General features: G+C 71.4%; 14 protein-coding genes. 7 read left to right on the forward strand and 7 right to left on the reverse strand.

Annotated features, from left to right (window positions below):
• Positions 1 to 15: 15 nt before the first annotated feature.
• Entirely contained in the window at positions 16 to 2,637 is a 2,622-nt protein-coding gene (locus ACIA8K_RS00225) for an MGH1-like glycoside hydrolase domain-containing protein (RefSeq protein ID WP_396053283.1), read from the forward strand.
• A gap of 88 nt (positions 2,638 to 2,725) precedes the next feature.
• On the opposite strand, the gene ACIA8K_RS00230 is transcribed toward ACIA8K_RS00225, so the two are convergent.
• Positions 2,726 to 3,019 carry a hypothetical protein gene (locus tag ACIA8K_RS00230; protein WP_396054442.1) on the reverse strand — a complete coding sequence of 98 codons (294 nt, stop codon included), beginning with the start codon at positions 3,017 to 3,019 and terminating at the stop codon, positions 2,726 to 2,728.
• 170 nt (positions 3,020 to 3,189) lie between these two features.
• On the opposite strand from ACIA8K_RS00230, the gene ACIA8K_RS00235 reads away from it, so the two are divergent.
• Complete coding sequence (locus ACIA8K_RS00235; protein ID WP_396053285.1) at positions 3,190 to 4,479, forward strand: hypothetical protein; 1,290 nt, start codon at positions 3,190 to 3,192, stop codon at positions 4,477 to 4,479.
• Between the two features lie 37 nt (positions 4,480 to 4,516).
• Here the strand turns inward: ACIA8K_RS00235 and ACIA8K_RS00240 are convergent, their stop codons facing one another.
• Both ACIA8K_RS00240 and ACIA8K_RS00245 read right to left on the reverse strand, forming a co-directional pair.
• A complete protein-coding gene (locus ACIA8K_RS00240) occupies positions 4,517 to 5,188 on the reverse strand; it encodes a response regulator (RefSeq protein ID WP_396053287.1) in 672 nt (223 codons plus the stop codon).
• Positions 5,185 to 6,600 (reverse strand): sensor histidine kinase, encoded by a 1,416-nt coding sequence (locus tag ACIA8K_RS00245; protein ID WP_396053289.1) that lies wholly within the window; start codon positions 6,598 to 6,600, stop codon positions 5,185 to 5,187. The genes ACIA8K_RS00240 and ACIA8K_RS00245 overlap by 4 nt, the downstream gene beginning before the upstream one ends.
• 294 nt (positions 6,601 to 6,894) lie before the next feature.
• On the opposite strand from ACIA8K_RS00245, the gene ACIA8K_RS00250 reads away from it, so the two are divergent.
• The 3 genes from ACIA8K_RS00250 to ACIA8K_RS00260 all read left to right on the forward strand — a co-directional run bounded on the left by ACIA8K_RS00250 (position 6,895) and on the right by ACIA8K_RS00260 (position 9,739).
• Positions 6,895 to 7,365: a DUF1707 domain-containing protein gene (locus ACIA8K_RS00250; RefSeq protein ID WP_396053291.1), complete on the forward strand. Its 471-nt coding sequence runs from the start codon at positions 6,895 to 6,897 to the stop codon at positions 7,363 to 7,365.
• 149 nt (positions 7,366 to 7,514) lie between these two features.
• A complete protein-coding gene (locus ACIA8K_RS00255) occupies positions 7,515 to 8,327 on the forward strand; it encodes a metal-dependent hydrolase (protein ID WP_396053293.1) in 813 nt (270 codons plus the stop codon).
• A gap of 167 nt (positions 8,328 to 8,494) precedes the next feature.
• Positions 8,495 to 9,739, forward strand: coding sequence for a PQQ-binding-like beta-propeller repeat protein (locus ACIA8K_RS00260; RefSeq protein ID WP_396053294.1), 1,245 nt, complete (start codon positions 8,495 to 8,497; stop codon positions 9,737 to 9,739).
• A gap of 43 nt (positions 9,740 to 9,782) precedes the next feature.
• Here the strand turns inward: ACIA8K_RS00260 and ACIA8K_RS00265 are convergent, their stop codons facing one another.
• Positions 9,783 to 10,796, reverse strand: a complete 1,014-nt coding sequence (locus ACIA8K_RS00265) for an aspartate-semialdehyde dehydrogenase (RefSeq protein WP_396053296.1) — start codon at positions 10,794 to 10,796, stop codon at positions 9,783 to 9,785.
• A 202-nt stretch (positions 10,797 to 10,998) separates the two neighbouring features.
• Here ACIA8K_RS00265 and ACIA8K_RS00270 point away from each other — a divergent pair, with 202 nt between their 5' ends.
• Positions 10,999 to 12,048 carry a DUF4037 domain-containing protein gene (locus tag ACIA8K_RS00270; protein ID WP_396053298.1) on the forward strand — a complete coding sequence of 350 codons (1,050 nt, stop codon included), beginning with the start codon at positions 10,999 to 11,001 and terminating at the stop codon, positions 12,046 to 12,048.
• Between the two features lie 180 nt (positions 12,049 to 12,228).
• Entirely contained in the window at positions 12,229 to 12,894 is a 666-nt protein-coding gene (gene lexA, locus ACIA8K_RS00275; RefSeq protein WP_396053300.1) for a transcriptional repressor LexA, read from the forward strand.
• A gap of 4 nt (positions 12,895 to 12,898) precedes the next feature.
• Here the strand turns inward: lexA and ACIA8K_RS00280 are convergent, their stop codons facing one another.
• From ACIA8K_RS00280 to ACIA8K_RS00290, 3 genes are all read right to left on the reverse strand, one after another.
• A complete protein-coding gene (locus ACIA8K_RS00280) occupies positions 12,899 to 14,590 on the reverse strand; it encodes a bifunctional 3'-5' exonuclease/DNA polymerase (RefSeq protein WP_396053302.1) in 1,692 nt (563 codons plus the stop codon).
• Positions 14,591 to 14,807: 217 nt separating this feature from the next.
• Positions 14,808 to 15,710 (reverse strand): carbohydrate ABC transporter permease, encoded by a 903-nt coding sequence (locus ACIA8K_RS00285; RefSeq protein ID WP_396053304.1) that lies wholly within the window; start codon positions 15,708 to 15,710, stop codon positions 14,808 to 14,810.
• Positions 15,711 to 15,718: 8 nt separating this feature from the next.
• Positions 15,719 to 16,627 carry a carbohydrate ABC transporter permease gene (locus ACIA8K_RS00290; protein WP_396053306.1) on the reverse strand — a complete coding sequence of 303 codons (909 nt, stop codon included), beginning with the start codon at positions 16,625 to 16,627 and terminating at the stop codon, positions 15,719 to 15,721.
• Between the last annotated feature and the right edge of the window lie 40 nt (positions 16,628 to 16,667).

Raw genomic sequence — 16,667 nt, forward strand, 5'->3', positions numbered from 1 at the left:
GGGTGACGGGCGTCGGTGAGTGAGCGGGAGCGTCTGGCGCAGGCGGACTCTGGGGAGCAGCCGTGGCGCGGCTGGGGGCCCTACCTGTCGGAACGGGCCTGGGGCACGGTTCGCGAGGACTACAGTGAACACGGCACCGCCTGGGACTACTTCCCGCATGACCATGCACGGTCACGCGTCTACCGGTGGAACGAGGACGGCATGGCCGGCGTCTGCGACGACCGCCAGCTGTTCTGCTTCGCGCTCGGCCTCTGGAACGGCAAGGACTCCATCCTCAAGGAGCGGATGTTCGGCCTCGGCGGCGACGGCGGCAACCACGGCGAGGACGCCAAGGACTACTGGTGGTACGAGGATTCCACGCCCACCCACTCCTGGATGCGCTGGCGCTACCACTATCCGCAGGCCGCGTTCCCCTACGAGGACCTGGTCCGGACCAACAGGCTGCGGCGCCGCGACGAGAGCGAGTACGAACTCGTCGACACGGGCATCTTCGACGACGACCGGTTCTGGGCCGTCACAGTCGACTACGCCAAGGCCTCGCCCACCGACTACTGCATGCTTGTCACGCTTGCCAACCGCGGGCCGGACGAGGCCACCCTGCACGTGCTCCCGACGCTCTGGTTCCGCAACACCTGGTCCTGGGGCATCCCCGGTCGCGACCACGTGCCGATCATCCTCGGCGCCGGCAACCGGCTGATCGGTCAGCACCGCGGCCTCGGGCAGATCGTCCTTGAGGGCACCGGCGAGCCGACGCCGCTCTGCTGCGACAACGAGACCAACACCGAGCGGCTGTGGGGGCTCAAGGGGCGCAGCGCGTACCCGAAGGACGGCATCAACGACCACGTGGTCGACGGCGACGACACCGTCAACCCGGACATCGAGGGCACCCGCGCCGCGCTGCACTACACAGTGACGGTGCCGGCCCGGTCGGAGACCACGATCCGGCTGCGGCTCTCGCTCACCGCGCCGCCGCCCGGCACCACACCCGCCCCCGCGCTCGATCTGGCCGGCGGCTTCGACACGGTGATGCGGCTGCGCGCGGCCGAGGCCGACGAGTTCTTCGCCGAGGTCATTCCCGCCGCCGCGCCGCACGAGGCCGCGAACGTGGCCCGGCAGGCGATCGCCGGGCTCATGTGGGGGAAGCAGTTCTACCACTTCGACGTGGAGCAGTGGCTCTCCGGCGACCCCGGCTCCAAGCCGCCGCCCGGCCGCCGCCACGGGCGCAACAGCGCCTGGTGGCACATGAACAGCTTCGACGTCATCTCCATGCCCGACCCCTGGGAGTACCCCTGGTACGCGGCGTGGGACCTGGCGTTCCACTGCGTCTCCATCGCGCGCGTCGACCCCGGGTTCGCCAAGTCGCAGCTGCTCCTGCTGCTCCGCGAGTGGTACATGCACCCCAACGGCCAGATTCCGGCGTACGAGTGGGCGTTCGGCGACGTGAACCCGCCCGTCCACGCCTGGGCCGCGCTGCGCGTCTTCGAGATCGACGGCGGCTGGGACCACGACTTCCTCGCCCGGGTGCTGCACAAGCTGCTTCTCAACTTCACCTGGTGGGTCAACCGCAAGGACGTGCACGGCAACAACGTGTTCGAGGGCGGATTCCTCGGCCTGGACAACGTCGGCCCGTTCGACAGGTCCGCCGCGCTGCCCGTCGCCGGCGTGCTCGAGCAGTCGGACGGCACCGGCTGGATGGCGATGTACGCGCTGAACCTGCTGGACATGGCGGTCCGGCTGGCCATCCACGACCACACGTACGAGGACGTGGCCACGAAGTTCTTCGAGCACTACGCGTACATCGGGATGGCCGCGTACCAGCAGGGCCTCTGGAACGACGAGGACTCCTTCTTCTACGACGTGCTGCGGCTGCCGGACGGTGCGAAGCTCCCGCTCAAGGTCCGGTCCGTGGTCGGCCTGCTCCCGCTCGCCGCCACCAGCACGCTCACCGCGGTCACCCTGTCCCGGCTGCCTGAGCTGGCCGCCCGGGTGCGCTGGTTCCAGCATCGCCGCCCGGAGTACGCGGAGATCGTCGGCTCCCGGCGGCTCTCCGGCGACGGGCGGCAGCAGCGGCTGCTCGCCATGGTCGGGCAGGAGCAGCTGATGCGGATCCTGGCGCGCATGCTCGACGAGGATGAGTTCCTCTCGCCGTACGGGCTTCGCACGCTCTCCCGCAGCCACCTGGAGAAGCCGTTCACGATCTGGCTCGGCGGCTCGGACTTCACTGTCGGCTACGAGCCGGCGGAGTCGACAAGCGGCCTGTTCGGCGGCAACTCCAACTGGCGCGGCCCGATCTGGATGCCCACCAACTACCTGCTGATCGAGGCGGTCCGCGAGTTCGCCACGTTCTACGGCGACGATCTGCTTGTCGAGTACCCGACGCGCTCGGGTAAAAAGGTGACGCTGACCGAGGTGGCGGACGACCTGTCACACCGGCTGATCTCGCTGTTCCTGCCGGACGCGGAGGGGCGGCGGCCGATCTACGGGCAGTCCGAGCTGTTCCAGACGCACCCGGACTGGAAGGACCGGATCGTGTTCCCGGAGTACTTCCACGGGGACAACGGGGCCGGCCTGGGCGCCTGGCACCAGACCGGGTGGACCGCCCTGGTCAGCGATCTGATCCTGACCGTCTACAGGTAACGGCGCTGCACGCCGAGCCTCGGATGCTGCCGAGACGCCGGGTTCCGCGGGTGCGGGCCTGCCGGCGTCTCGGCAGTCTTACAGGTCTTTACAGCGCCGCGTGGTGGGCGATGGCGTCGTGGCGCATGACCGTCTCGGCCACGCGCTGCAACTCGGCCGGGTCCGGCTGCCAGGCGTCCGCGATGTCGTGGTGCAGGCCCGCGCGCGTCTCCTCGAGCAGCCGCGTCCGCACCACGTCCACGGGCTCGCCCGCGTACTCGTCCCGGACCTTCACGGTCGCCGCCTGCAACGCGGAGGTCAGCTGCTCCTCAAGCGCGCCGCGCAGCCGCTGCTGCACCGGGCCCAGCTGCCGGGCGTCCAACGTGACCTTCGGCTCGTCCATCTCGGACATCGGCGTTCCCCCTGGTGGTGCGTTGTGCCTGCTTGCGCCCCGTTACCCGGTTTCGCCGCCTCGGCAAACGTCACACCTCCGAAAACTTTCGTCGTCGTTCGGCAACCTGATGACTGTCGATATTCGTTACTCTCGTGACGGGCTCAAGGCAGGAGGCGCTCGTGACCAGGCTTGCTCGAGTTCTGTCGGTGGTGTGCGTCGTGCTCAGCGGGGTGCTGGTGGCCACGCCCGCCTCGGCCCGTAACTCAGCCGGTTGCGCGGACGGGAGCGTCACGCTCACCGTCGAGGAGTCCCGGTTGGACCGCCCGGTGCCCGGCGGCACCGCCTCCGCCCCGGCCGAGCTGATCCGGCGTGGCAATTTCGCGCTGCTTGTGCACGCGTTCACGCGCGGCCTGTGCGCCGTCCCGACCCCGAACATCGCCGGGGGGTACGCGGAGGCGACCGGCCGTCTGCTCTTCGAGTCGGCCGTGGCGCGGGCGCAGCGTTCCCTCTCCATCGGCGCCGCGCTCCCCGCCGACGACGACCGCCCGCTCTACTGGACACGTCTCGCGCTGACCCGCGCCCTGCGCCAGTGGACACCGTCCTTCTCCTACACCGCAGCGGACCGGGCGGACTGGGAGAGGCGCCTGGAGTACGCGTCCCGCGGCCTCACCACGAGCGCGTTCCGCCCACAGCCCGGCGTCCGCAAGCTGATGATCTCCGGTTTCGACCCGTTCCAGCTGGACGCGGAGATCCGGCGCGGCAACCCGTCCGGCGCGGTCGCGCTGGCGCTCGACGGCCGGGTGCTCACCGCGCTCGACGGCACCCGCGTGCAGGTACAGGCCGTCATCTTCCCGGTCCGCTACCCCGACTTCGACAACGGCATCGTGGAAGACGCCTACCGCACCGCGCTGGCCCGCCACCCCGACCAGGTCACCACGATCAGCCAGGGCCGGGTGGGCGCGTTCGACCTGGAGGCCTTCAACGGCAGGCGCCGGTCCGCACTCGCCGGCGACAACCTCAACCTGTGGGGCGGGGGCTCGCTGGCCCAGCCGGTCGTCTTCCCCGGTGTCGGCCCCGGCGCGGAGTTCATCCCGAGCACGCTCCCGCTTGAGGCGATGAGCACCGCCGCCGGCCTCTTCCCGGTCCGGATCAACACGACGGTCCGCGAGATCCCGGCCGGCAGCACGATCCCGGTCGTCCGCACCGACGGCCCGACGCCCGGCTCGATCGCCTCCGAGGGCGGCGGTGGCGGCTACCTCTCCAACGAGAGCGCCTACCGCGTCACCCGCCTGCTGACCGAGACCCCGTCCGCACCTCCGGGCGGCCACGTGCACACCCCCGTGCTCTTCTTCGACCCCGACAATCTGACCGACCTCACCGACCCGGTCTTCGAGGCGAACCGCGCGGCCATCATCGACCAGACCAGCACGATCCTGCTGGCCGGCCTGGCGAGGTCGCCGGCCGCCTAGACGCTGTCGTGCCAAGCCACTCCCCCGGGCCTGCGCGTCAGCCGAGCCAGGTGGGGCGGACCAGGGCGGACTCGTAGGCGTAGACGACAAGTTGGGCACGGTCGCGGGCGGAGAGTTTGATCATCGCGCGGGAGACGTGGGTCTTGGCGGTGGCCGGGCTGACGTGGAGGCGTTCGGCGATCTCGTCGTTGTTGAGACCCTCGCCGACGAGCGCGACCACCTCGCGCTCGCGGTCGGTGAGCGGGTCGAGCGACGGTGGGGGCGGCGCGGGGACACTGCGGCCGCGGGTGGCGAACTCGGCGATCAGGCGCCGTGTCACGCCCGGGGACAGCAGCCCGTCCCCGGCCGCGACCGCGCGGATGCCGCGCAGCAGGTCGACCGGCTCGGTGTCCTTGACCAGGAAGCCGGACGCGCCGACCCGGAGCGCCTCGAACAGGTACTCGTCCAACTCGAACGTGGTCAGGATGATGATCCGGGTGTCGGTGAGCGCCGGGTCCGCGACGATCCGGCGGGTGGCCTCCAGTCCGTCGACACCCGGCATGCGGATGTCCATCAGCACCACGTCCGGACGGGTGCTCGCGGCAAGCGTGGCGGCGGCGAGCCCGTCCGCGGCCTCACCGACCACCTCCAGGTCCGGCTCCGCGTCAAGCAGCGCGCGGAATCCGGCCCGGAGCAGCGCCTGGTCGTCCGCGAGCAGCACTCGGATCACGTGAGGTCCCCTTCCGGCGTGGGCAGATGCGCGACGACCATATATCCGCCGGCCGCGGTCGGTTCCGCGGACAGCTGCCCGCCGAGCGCCTCGGCCCGCGCGCGCATGCCGGGCAGCCCGATGCCGGAGCCGCGTGGCACGCCCGGGTCGGCCGCCCCCGGCTCGTTCTCCACGCGCAGGTCGAGGCCGGCCGGGGTGTAGCCGACCGTCACCGTGGTCGCGGCGCCACCCGCGTGCCGCCGCACATTTGTCAGCGCCTCCTGCACGATCCGGTAGGCGGCGCGGTCCACCTCGGCCGGGACCGGGCGGGGCGTGCCACCGACGACGGTGCGACACGGCAGCCCGGCCCCGTCGGTCAGCGCGTCCAGCCGGGCCAGGCCGGGCGCGGGCGCGCGCGGCGCGGACTCGTCCTCCTCGGCCAGCGCGCCGAGCACCGCCCGCACCTCGCGCAGCGCCTCCGAACTGGCGGTCTTGATCGCGGCGAGCGCGGAGCGGGCCTGCTCCGGGCGGCTGTCCATCAGGTGCAGCCCGACGCCGGCCTGCACGTTGATCAGCGACAGGTGATGGCCGATCACGTCGTGCAGCTCGCGGGCGATGCTCAGCCGTTCCTCGCTGGCCTGGCGCTTGTCCTGCTCCTCGCGGGCGCGCTCCTCCTCGACAGCGGCGCGCATCATCTCGGTCAGCTGGATCTCCCGCGCCCGGGCTCCCTCCGAGCCGATCACGACGATCATGGTGACCAGCGCGATGATCGCAAGCGCCGGGATGGTCGGGCGGTCGGCGGGCGCCACCCCGAGCTGGTCCGCGAAGACCCGCCCGGCCAGGACGTACGCGAGGAAGCCGGCGCCCGACACGGCCGCGACCCGGATCGCCCGGCCCGCGCGCACGCCGTGCATCACCGCGACGACGAGCGCCACGAAGAACGGGCCGCCGGAGATGCCGAGCAGCGTGTACGCGATCGCTGCAGCGCCCGCCACCACCACCGGCAGCACCGGCATGACCTGGCGGACCAGCAGCGCGACCGGCCCGGCCAGCAGCAGCGCGACCGGGAGCGGTTCGACGATGGACCAGTCGCCGGCCACCAGGCGCACGCCGAGCACCTGCACGAGCGCGGTGAAGACCGCGACGCCGGCCAGCGAGTCCGACTTCTTCCGGTCCGGGTGCGCCCACCGGGGCATGCCGCCGCGCTGCCAGCGGTTCCGGTGCCGCTCGTGCTCGCGCATCCGCCGCACCATCTCCTGGCGCAGGTGCTCGCCGCGCTCCCGGCGGGCACGCTCCCGGGCGGCCTCGCGCTCGCGGACCGCGTGCAGCCGGTGCGTGGCCTGTTCCCCGGTGCGGCGCACGTGGTCGTCGTGCCGCTCCTGCAGCGAACGACGACGGCGGTCACCGCCGGGCGGGGTGGATGAGTGGGGCACGTCCACGACGGTAGGCCACCGCGGGCCTGCACGGCGTCACCGGAGAGCGTGCTCTCGCCGTACCCTCGCCGCGGTAGGCCGTTGATCTTCAGGTACTCCCCGCGGCGTAGCCGTGGGCCGGCACCACTCCACCCGGACCGCCGCCGAAGACTCCCCCGGCCCGACGTCCCGGCAGCCCTCCCCGGCGCACGCTGAAAGCCGGCCACACAGCCCCGGCCACACAGCACCTCGGCCACACAGCACCAGGCCACACAGCATCTGTCACACAGCATCTGTCACACATCGGAGGGCATCATGGAAGCCACACAGAGCGGGCGGATCCGGGCGTCGGACGCGGAGCGTGAGCAGACCACTGAGGTCCTGCGCGCCGCGATGGGCGAAGGGCGCCTCGCGCTTGACGAGGGCGAGCAGCGGATGACAGCGGTCTACACCGCCGTCTACCGTGACGAGTTGGCGCCGCTCACCGCCGACCTGCCCGGTCAGGGCTGGCCCGCGCTGGCCCGCACGCCCGAGCGCCGTTCTGCCGCCCGCCGCCGGCTGCGCGGCCATGCCAGCGGCGTGATGCTGCTGACCGGCGTCCTGATCGCCGTCTGGGTCACCACCGGCGCGCACTTCTTCTGGCCGATCTTCATCATCGTCCCGATGACGCTTAGCGTCTTCAAGCACGCGGCCTTCGTCCGGCACGGCGGCGCCTGGCCGGCCCGTGACTGGCACGGACACGGCCCCTGGACTCCGCACCACCACGGGCGGGCGTTCCACAACTGACGTGCCTTCCGACACGTGTCTCAATTGGACCGTGGCGGTGTTTGATCACGAACGGCGGACCTGACACAGTGTGGCGGGCCCGCGAGCCCGGGAGGCGATCGGCGCTGACGGACGGTGTTCGCGGGCAGACCCTGGGGAGGGTACGCACGATGATGGGGCCGCAGCATGCGCTGTCCGGCGCGGCAGCCTGGCTGGCCGGGTGTTGGGCGCTTGAGCAGTTCGCCGGTTACGAGCAGTCAGCGATCGCGATCACGGTCGGGACCGCGATGTGTGCCGGGGGCGCGCTGCTGCCCGACATTGACCTCTCCGGGCGGGTGACCAAGAACCGGGGCGGCGCGACAGTGGCCCGTACCTTCGGCGTGTTCTCCCTGTTCGTCGCCGAGGTGGTGGAGAAGTTCTCGCTCGGCGTCTACACCGCGACGCGGCTGAGCAAGGACCCGAAGCGGGATAACGGGCACCGCACGTTCACCCACACGCTGCCGTTCGCGGGGTTGATCGGGTGGGGCACCGGCGCGCTCTGCACCGCGTTCGGCAAGTGGGCGGTGATCGGCATCCTGTTCTTCATGATCGGCCTGGCGTTGCGCGGCCTGTTCGACAAGTGGGCGGAGCGGGCCGGCTGGGTCGTGGTCACGGTCGTGTCCGCGGGCGCCGCGTTCTTCGCGTTCCAGCAGCTGGACGGGGATCGCGGCTATCCGATGCTCGGCGTGGCGATCGGGCTCGGGTGCGTGATGCACCTGTTCGGCGACATGATCACCAAGTCGGGTGTGCCGATCCTGTGGCCGATACCGACAGCCAGGGGCCGCCTGTGGCGCATGATCGGCATCAACAACAACTGGGCCATCAAGGTCGGCGGGAAGTTCGAGACGATCTGGCTGCGCGGCGCGTTCACTGTCATCTCGATCGCGTCGGTGGCCGCGTTGATGGGCCGCGCGATACTCCACCGTTTCAACATCGAGATCTGAACCCCTCCACCCACGAGGGGGTACGCGGTCCGCCCGCGTACCCCCTGTCCGTGTGGTGGTTCGGGACCGGCGCGTTGGCCGCGCCTCAGCCCTCCTGACGCCTAGGCTCACCGTACCGCCGTATCCGATTTGTCGGTTTTAAACGGCGGCACGGCTCCGGAGGAATCATGAGACGACGCTGCCTGCTCGCCGCCGCGATGACCACGCTTGTCGCATTCCACGCGTCGGCCTCCCCCGCACCGGCGATGGCCACCGGAAGCGCGCACGAGCGCACCGGCACCGCACCGGCCGGAGACTGGGCGCACGCCGCGGGCGACGCCGGGCACACCGGATACCAGCCGGTCACCGGCGGGCTGAACCTGAGCAACGCCACAAGGCTGCACCAGGCCTGGCGCATCACCGGCACCCCGCGCGGCACGCTCGTCGCGGCCGGGGGCTCTCTCTACCTGCCCGCCTCAGTGCCGGGTGGCGGCTCGGCCATCCTCCGGCTCGACGCCCGTACCGGCGCGGCACTGCCGTTCGGAGTGGAGGCGGCCGGTTGGCTCGGGCAGCCGGCCGCGGTCGACGGCACGATCGTCACAGTCGCCTCCGACGAGTCGAACCGGCACGAGCTGCGTGCCTACACGCTCGACGGGCGGAAGCGCTGGCAGGCGCCGTTGCCCACCGACCGGCAGGCGGACGATCTCGCGGTCGCGAACGGGCTGGTGTACGTCGGTGGCGGCATGGACTGCCACTACACCTGCGCGGCCTCGCGGGTGCAGGCGTACCGGCTGAGCGACGGCACGCTCGCCTGGCAGCAGGACGTCGCCGGTGACCTGCAGTACGAGGCGCCGGCCGTGGCGGGTGACACGCTGGTCTGGCCGATGCAGGACGCGTCCGGCACACGGCCTGTGGCGTTCGACGCGGCGACCGGCTCACCCCGCTGGGGCGCGCCGGCCAGCCGTGGCGGCCTCTCCGAGCTGGCGGTCACGGCGGACACGGTCTACGCGATCGAGGGCGAGCGGCTGTGCGCCTGGATCGCCGCGACCGGTGGTGAACGCTGGTGCCGGGACGACCTCGACTATGTGAGCCTGGCCGTGGCTCCGCAGCGGACGAACAAGCGGGACACGCCGTCAGTTGTCTACGCGGGCGGCAACAACACGCTCCGCGCGTTCGACCCGGCGGACGGCAGCCTGCTCTGGTCGATCCGGATGAACGGCGACCCCCGGCCGATCAGGGCCGGCGGCGGCCTGGTGTTCGCGCAGCTGTGGCGGGCGCAGGACACCCGGATCGCGGTGCTCGACGCGGCCGACGGGCACATCCTCTACGACCGGGTGATGAGTCGCGAGGGGATCTTCGGCACGATCGTCCCGGCGTACGGGCGGCTCTTCGCTGTCGACCCGTACGAGGCGGTGCTGGCCCTGGAGCTGTGAGAACTCCAGGGCCGCGACAATCCCAGGTCAGCCCATCCCAGCCTCAGATGAACAGCTCCGCGATCTGCACCGCGTTCAGCGCCGCGCCCTTGCGGAGGTTGTCGTTCGAGCAGAAGAACGACAGGCCGTGCTCCACGGTCTCGTCACCGCGGATGCGGCCCACGTAGGTCGGGTCCTGGCCGGCGGCCCGCAGCGGCGTCGGCACCTCCTCAAGCACCACGCCGGGTGCGGCGGCCAGGATCTCGCGCGCGCGGGACGGCGACAGCGGGCGGGCGAACCGCGCGTTGATCTGCAGCGAGTGGCCGGTGAACACCGGCACGCGCACACAGGTGCCGGAGACCTTCAGGCCCGGAATGCCGAGGATCTTGCGACTCTCGTTGCGGAGCTTCTGCTCCTCGTCCGTCTCGTTGAGCCCGTCCTCAACGATCGACCCGGCCAGCGGCAGCACGTTGAACGCGATCGGCTGGGAGAACTGCTTCGGCTCCGGGAACTCGACCGCGGACCCGTCATGGGTCAGCTCCGCGGCCCGGTCCGCGACCGCGACCACCTGGTCGGACAGCTCGGACACGCCGGACAGCCCGGCGCCGGACACGGCCTGGTAGGTGGCGACGACGAGCGCCTCCAGCCCGGCCTCCTCGTGCAACGGCCGGAGCACCGGCATCGCCGCCATCGTGGTGCAGTTCGGATTCGCGATGATGCCCTTGGGCCGGTCCTGCGCGGCCTGCGGGTTGACCTCCGCGACCACAAGCGGCACGTCCGGGTCCATCCGCCAGGCGGACGAGTTGTCGATCACGATGGCGCCGGCGGCCGCGACCGCGGGCGCCAACTCCTTCGACGAGGACTTCCCGGCCGAGAAGAGCACGATGTCGAGACCGGCGAAGTCGGCCGTGGCCGCGTCCTCCACCGTGACCTCGCCACCCGCCCAGGGCAGCGTGCGCCCCGCCGACCGCGCCGACGCGAACAGCCGCAGCTGCTTCACCGGGAAGTTGCGCTCCGCCAGGATGCGCCGCATGACGCCGCCGACCTGACCCGTTGCTCCGACAATGCCAATCCGCATGACGACGAGGTTACCGACCTTTGGCCGGCCGCTCGAATCCGTAATCCCACCTGGTGAGCGCGGGTGTGCCGGGTTCCCGCAGGTCACCGGAGAGGTTGTGCGGTCCCGGCGCGCGGGCCGGGCATTCTGCGGCGTGGCTCCGGGTCGGCCGCAGAAAAAATATGCCACTGATCCGCCACACGGACTGTCATCATGCCTATCCATGGAGTCCGGAATCGCGCTCGCGAAGGCGTACCACCGTGAGATCGTGGGTCCGCTGCTGGCCCGGGAGGTGCCGCGGCTGCCGTACGCGGTCGGCCGGCTCGGATCCGGCTCCGACGTGCTCGGCTTCGACGACGCGGTCAGCCGCGACCACGACTGGGGCCTGCGGCTCAACCTGCTGCTCGACGACGCGGACGCGGACCTGGTCCCCTACCTCGACGCGCTGCTGGAACGGGAACTGCCGGACAGGTTCCGCGGGCATCCGGTCTGCTTCTCGATGACCTGGGACGAACGGCCACGGCACAAGGTCACCGTGGACACGGTGCGGGGCTTCACCCGCGGCCGGCTCGGCATGGACTTCGACCCGGCCGACACCACCTGCTGGCTGATGCTCACCGGCCAGGCCGTGCTCGAGGTGACCGCCGGGCCGGTCTTCGCGGACACCACCACCTGGCTCGGCCCGCTCCGCGCGACACTGCGGCACTACCCGGCCGAGGTCGAGCGATACGTGCTTGCCGCGGGCTGGCACCGGCTCAGCCGCATGCCGTTGCACGGGCGGGTCGCGGACACCGGGCAGCCGCTGCACGCGCGCCGCCTGGCGGGCACGATCGTGGAGGACCTGATGCGGCAGGCGTTCCGGCTGTGCCGGACCTGGGCGCCGTATGACAAGTGGTTCGAGCGCGGATTCCAGCGGCTGCCGGTCGCGGCCGGGCTGACCGGCCCGCTCGCCACGGTGCTGCGCAGCAACGACGCGCGCGTCCGGGAGGAGGCGCTCGTCAAGGCCGTCCGGCTGCTGCTGGCCCGGCAGCGCGAACTGGGCCTGCCGACCCCGCCGGACGGCGTCATCAGGTTCATGGACCGCCCGTACCGCTGGGTCGACCCCACAGTCACCACCGCACTCACCGACAGCCTCACCGACCCGGGCCTGCGCCGCCTCCCGCCCGAACTCGGCGCGATCGACCAGTGGTGCGACAACCCCTGGCTGCTCGCCCGCGCGGAGAGCCGTGCGCCGTTCGCCGCCGCCTACACACAATGGCTCTCGCCCGCCTGACCGTCCCTTGACGATCAAAGATCAACCGCATGTTCCCGCTCACGCCGTGGTCACGCCCGCACGCTCCCGCGGGCTCACCGCCCGCGGGCGGCACGGAAAACCGGCCCGGCCCTGAACCCCGTCCGGCCGACCGGAATCACCCGTGCCTGCCCGGCGCGCCTGGCCGCGCGTGGACCGGCGATGAGGCAAGATCCGCAGGTGCTGTGGGCTGAAGATCTCGACACCTCGACGCTAACCGACCGGCAACGGGCGATTCTCGGCGTCATCCGGGACTGGGCGGTGCGCCACGGCCACTCGCCCTCCAGCCGCGAGATCGGCGACGCGGTCGGCCTGGCGTCCACCTCGTCAGTGAGCCGCCACCTGCGTACCCTCGAAGATCTCGGCTTTCTTCGTCGTGGCCGCACCGCGACCCGGCCGGTCGACGTCCGGATGTTCCTCGGCGGCGCACCCCGGCGCGAGCGCCCGGACGACGAGACAGTCGGCGTCCCGCTTGTCGGCGTGATCGCGGCCGGCGCGCCGATCCTGGCCGAGGAGACGACCGAGGAGACGCTGCAGCTCCCCCGCGATCTGGTCGGCCGCGGCACGCTCTTCTCCCTGCGCGTCCAGGGCGACTCGATGATCGACGCCGCGATCAGCGACGGCGACATCGTGGTGGTCCGGCAGCAGCACGAGGCCCACAACGGCGACATCGTCGCCGCCATGATCGACGACGAGGCCACAGTCAAGGTCTTCCACCGCCGCCACGGCCACGTCCTCCTGGAACCCCGGAACTCGGCCTACTCCCCCATCGACGGCGACCACGCCACGATCCTGGGCAAGGTCGTCTCGGTCCTCCGCCGCGTCTGAATCGTCACGGTTTCGCGTCCGCGTAGCAGTCCACGATGGACGGGTCGAGGGGGAAGCGGACCGGGGAGTCGCCGAAGAGGAGGCGGCCGGCCTGGGTGGCGGCGGCCTGGGCTGCGGCGGCCACCTGCTCCGCCTGATCGGCGGGACAGTGGACGACGACCTCGTCGTGCTGGAAGAAGACGAGTTGGGCGTCGGTGCCGGCCAGGGCGGTACGGAGTGTGGCGAGCAGGACGAGCGCCCACTCGGCAGCGGTGGCCTGGATGACGAAGTTGCGGGTGAAGCGGCCGCGGGCGCGGGCGTCGGGGCGGCTGCGGGGGACGTCGCCCTCGTCGGCGGAGCCGCCGCCGGTGTCGCCGGAGAGCGAGGCGAGGTCGGCGTGCGCGGGCGGGCAGGTGCGGCCGAGCCAGGAGCGGACCAGGCCGCCCTGCTCGCCGGTCCGGGCGGCGGCCTCGACGTGGTCGAACGCGCGCGGGTAGCTGCGGCGCAGCACGGCGAGCGCGGGGATGGCGGCGCCGCCGGTCTGGCCGTACATGGCGCCGAGCAGCGCGACCTTCGCCTTCGCCCGGTCACCGCCGAACGAGTCGGTGGCCAGCGCGGCGTAGAGGTCCCCGGCGGCGCCGGCCGCGGCGAGGCGGGCGTCGCCGGAGACGGCGGCGAGCACGCGCGGTTCGAGCTGGCCGGCGTCCGCGACCACGAGTTTCCAGCCGGGGTCCGCGACGACCGCGCGCCGGACCACCTTGGGGATCTGCAGCGCGCCGCCGCCCCGGGTGGCCCAGCGGCCGGAGACGACGCCGCCCGCCACGTATTCAGGCCGTAAGCGGCCGTCCTGGACCCAGGCCTCGCGCCAGGACCACCCGTGGGCGGTCCAGATGCGGTGCAACTCCTTGTACTCAAGCACGAACGGCACGGCCGGGTGCCGCACGTCGCGCAGGATCCAGGCGCGGGTGCTCGGCAGGTCGAACCCGGCCTTGGCGAACGCGCGCAGCAGCTCGGCCGGCGAGTCGGGGTTGAGCCCGCGCACGCCGAACGCGTCGACGAGCTTCGCGGCCAGCTCCGCGAGCCGGCGCGGGCGGCCGCCGACGGGTGACGGCGGGCCGAGCAGCTCGGTGAGCAGCTGGTCGTGCACCGCGGCGCTGAACGGCAGCCCCACCCGGCCCATCTCGGCCGCGATAAGCGCGCCTGCGGACTCGGCCGCGACAAGCATGCGGAACCGGCCGGGGTGCGAGGTGGCCGCGACGCGCTCGATCTGGTCCGCGTAGACCTCGGTGACCGCGGTGAGCGGGTCGGTGTCGATTGCGGCGGGCGGTGGCGCGGTGTCGAAGAGCATGGCCTGGCCCCCACCGGGCGGCTCGGCCTGGCGGGGCGGCGGATCGCGCGGCACCGGGCCGCCGGTCAGCCGCGCCCACGCCGCGGGCAGCGCGCGCGGCTCCCCCCACCGCCCGGCGTGGCCGAGCAGCAGCGACTCGGTCAGCTCCAGGTCGTGGCAGCGCTCGACGCGGACACCTGCGCGCAGCAGGCCGGGGTAGACCGCGTCGGTGGCGGACCAGACCCAGCGCGGACGGTCACGCCGCTCCCGGGTGCTCACCGCCTCGGAGAGCGAGGCGACAGGCGTCACCCGGCCGGCGGGCGCGCCGTCGGGACGCAGCGGCGCGAGACGACCGCCGCCGCCCTCCCCCGAGACCACCGCGACAAGCACGTCCCCATTCTGCGCCGCGGGTGTGACAGAAGGCTGCCGGTGGGTGCGGATCGGTCACGGACGCGGCGGGGACCCGGCCGTTCAGGAATGACGGACGGGCCGTACCCACGCAGAGGTTGATCTGTTGTGAGCGGCAGAACCGCGGGACGGCTCGGCCCCGGGAAAGCACAGGGCGGCCGGGAATCCCGGCCGCCCTGTGGTTTGTGGGGTCCGTGCCCTACTTGACCGCGCCCGAGGTCAGGCCGGACTGGATCTGGCGCTGGAAGATCGCGTAGATGACGATCATGGGGAGGATCGCCATGGTGAGGGCAGCGAAGAGGCCGCCCCAGTCCGCGTCGAAGCCGGCGCTCGTGGAGATGTTCGCGATGCCCTGGGTGAGGACCCACTTCTTCTCGGCGCCCTCGCCCTGGAGGAGCGCGAGCGGGAGCAGGTACTGGTTCCACTGGCCGATCACGTTGAAGATCGTGATGCTGATCAGGCCGGAGCGGGCCATCGGCATCATGACCTGGAAGAACAGCCTGGTGTGCGAGGCGCCGTCCATGGTCGCGGCCTCGGCCACCGAGTTCGGAAGCGATTTGAAGAACGCGGCCAGGAAGAACACGGTGAACGGCAGCGAGTACGCGATGTAGACCAGGATCAGGCCGAGGTACGAGTTGAGCAGCCCCAGGTTGCGCACCACGAAGAAGAGCGGCACCAGCGCGAGGAAGACCGGGAACGCCAGGCCGGAGACGAACAGGTAGTAGATGATCCGGTTGCCCCAGAACGTGTACCGGGCCAGCACGTAGGCGGCCATCGCGCCGAGCAGCATGGTGCCGGCGGTGCTTACCGCGACGACGAACACGCTGTTCAGGAAGTACTGGCCGACGTGCGCCTCGGACCAGGCGCGGGTCCAGTTGTCCAGGCGGAGCTCGCCCGGCATGGTCCAGGCGTCGCCGAAGATCTCCTCGTTGCTCTTGAACGAGGCCAGGAACGTCCAGACCAGCGGCGCGATGATGAGCAGCGCCCAGACCGCGAGGAACGCGTGGCCGAAGCCGGCCAGCATGTTCACCTCGCGCCGGGTCTTCTCCGGCGAGGGGGCGTTCTTCGACGCGGCGGCGGGCTTTTGAGTATCGACAGACATGGCCCGCCTCACATCTCCACTGAGTCGCGGCGGCTGACCCGGAGGCTCAGCGCGGCGAACGTGATGGTCAGGAAGAACAGCGCGACGCCCATCGCGGACGCGTAGCCGTACTTGGAGTAGGTGAACGCGTTCCGGTAGATCTCCATACCGATGACCGTGGTGGAGCCGTCCGGCCCGCCCTGGTCGACGGAGAGCGTCTGGACGATCGCGAACGCGTCGAACGCGGCGATGCCGAGGTAGACCCAGGCGACCTGGAGCGTGTCCCACAGCAGCGGCAGCGTGACCCGGAAGAACATGCTCATCCGGGTGGCGCCGTCCAGCATCGCGGCCTCGTAGATGTCCTTCGGGATGTTGGACATGCCGGCCGAGAAGAGCACCACGTAGAAGCCGACTGCCTGCCAGACCAGCACCGCGATGATCGACCAGAGCGCGATCTTCGGGTCGATCAGGAAGCCGACCGGTTCCAGCCCGACCTTGCCGAGCAGGCTGTTGATCATGCCGGAGCCGTCCGGGCGGTAGATCGCCTGGAACAGCACGCCAAGGATCGCGACCGCAAGCACCTGCGGGAGGAAGAAGACGACCCGGTAGAACTTGGAGCCCCAGACGCCGGACATCGCGCCCTTCTGGGCACCGCCGCCGACGTTGAGCATGAACGCGAGGAAGAGCGCGATGATGATCGTGATCAGCGGCAGGGCGAGAAGCAGGATCCCGTGGTGCTGCAGCGCCTTCCAGAACACGTCGTCCTTGAACAGCCGCTGGAAGTTCTCCAGGCCGACGAACTTGCCTGGCGAAAGCCCTCGCCAGTTCGTCAACGCCATGTAGAACGCCTGCGCGTACGGCGCGATGACGAAGACGACGTAGATCGTCACCGGGGCCGCGAGGAACCCGATGACGAACGGGTACTTGCCGTGCCGCATGTGGACCAGATCCTCAGGAAAGATGGGCGGGATGCGCTGC

It is taken from the genome of Catenuloplanes sp. NPDC051500 (assembly GCF_044454585.1).
Classification (GTDB): Bacteria; Actinomycetota; Actinomycetes; order Mycobacteriales; family Micromonosporaceae; genus Catenuloplanes.

Excerpts from the sequence above, each read along its gene's own strand:
- ACIA8K_RS00230 (WP_396054442.1), bottom strand. The coding sequence starts at position 3,019 with ATGGACGAGCCGAAGGTCACGTTGGACGCCCGGCAGCTGGGCCCGGTG.
- ACIA8K_RS00250 (WP_396053291.1), top strand. The coding sequence starts at position 6,895 with ATGGAAGCCACACAGAGCGGGCGGATCCGGGCGTCGGACGCGGAGCGT.
- ACIA8K_RS00255 (WP_396053293.1), top strand. The coding sequence starts at position 7,515 with ATGATGGGGCCGCAGCATGCGCTGTCCGGCGCGGCAGCCTGGCTGGCC.
- ACIA8K_RS00260 (WP_396053294.1), top strand. The coding sequence starts at position 8,495 with ATGAGACGACGCTGCCTGCTCGCCGCCGCGATGACCACGCTTGTCGCA.
- ACIA8K_RS00265 (WP_396053296.1), bottom strand. The coding sequence starts at position 10,796 with ATGCGGATTGGCATTGTCGGAGCAACGGGTCAGGTCGGCGGCGTCATG.
- ACIA8K_RS00270 (WP_396053298.1), top strand. The coding sequence starts at position 10,999 with ATGGAGTCCGGAATCGCGCTCGCGAAGGCGTACCACCGTGAGATCGTG.
- lexA (WP_396053300.1), top strand. The coding sequence starts at position 12,229 with ATGAGGCAAGATCCGCAGGTGCTGTGGGCTGAAGATCTCGACACCTCG.
- ACIA8K_RS00285 (WP_396053304.1), bottom strand. The coding sequence starts at position 15,710 with ATGTCTGTCGATACTCAAAAGCCCGCCGCCGCGTCGAAGAACGCCCCC.
- ACIA8K_RS00290 (WP_396053306.1), bottom strand. The coding sequence starts at position 16,627 with ATGCGGCACGGCAAGTACCCGTTCGTCATCGGGTTCCTCGCGGCCCCG.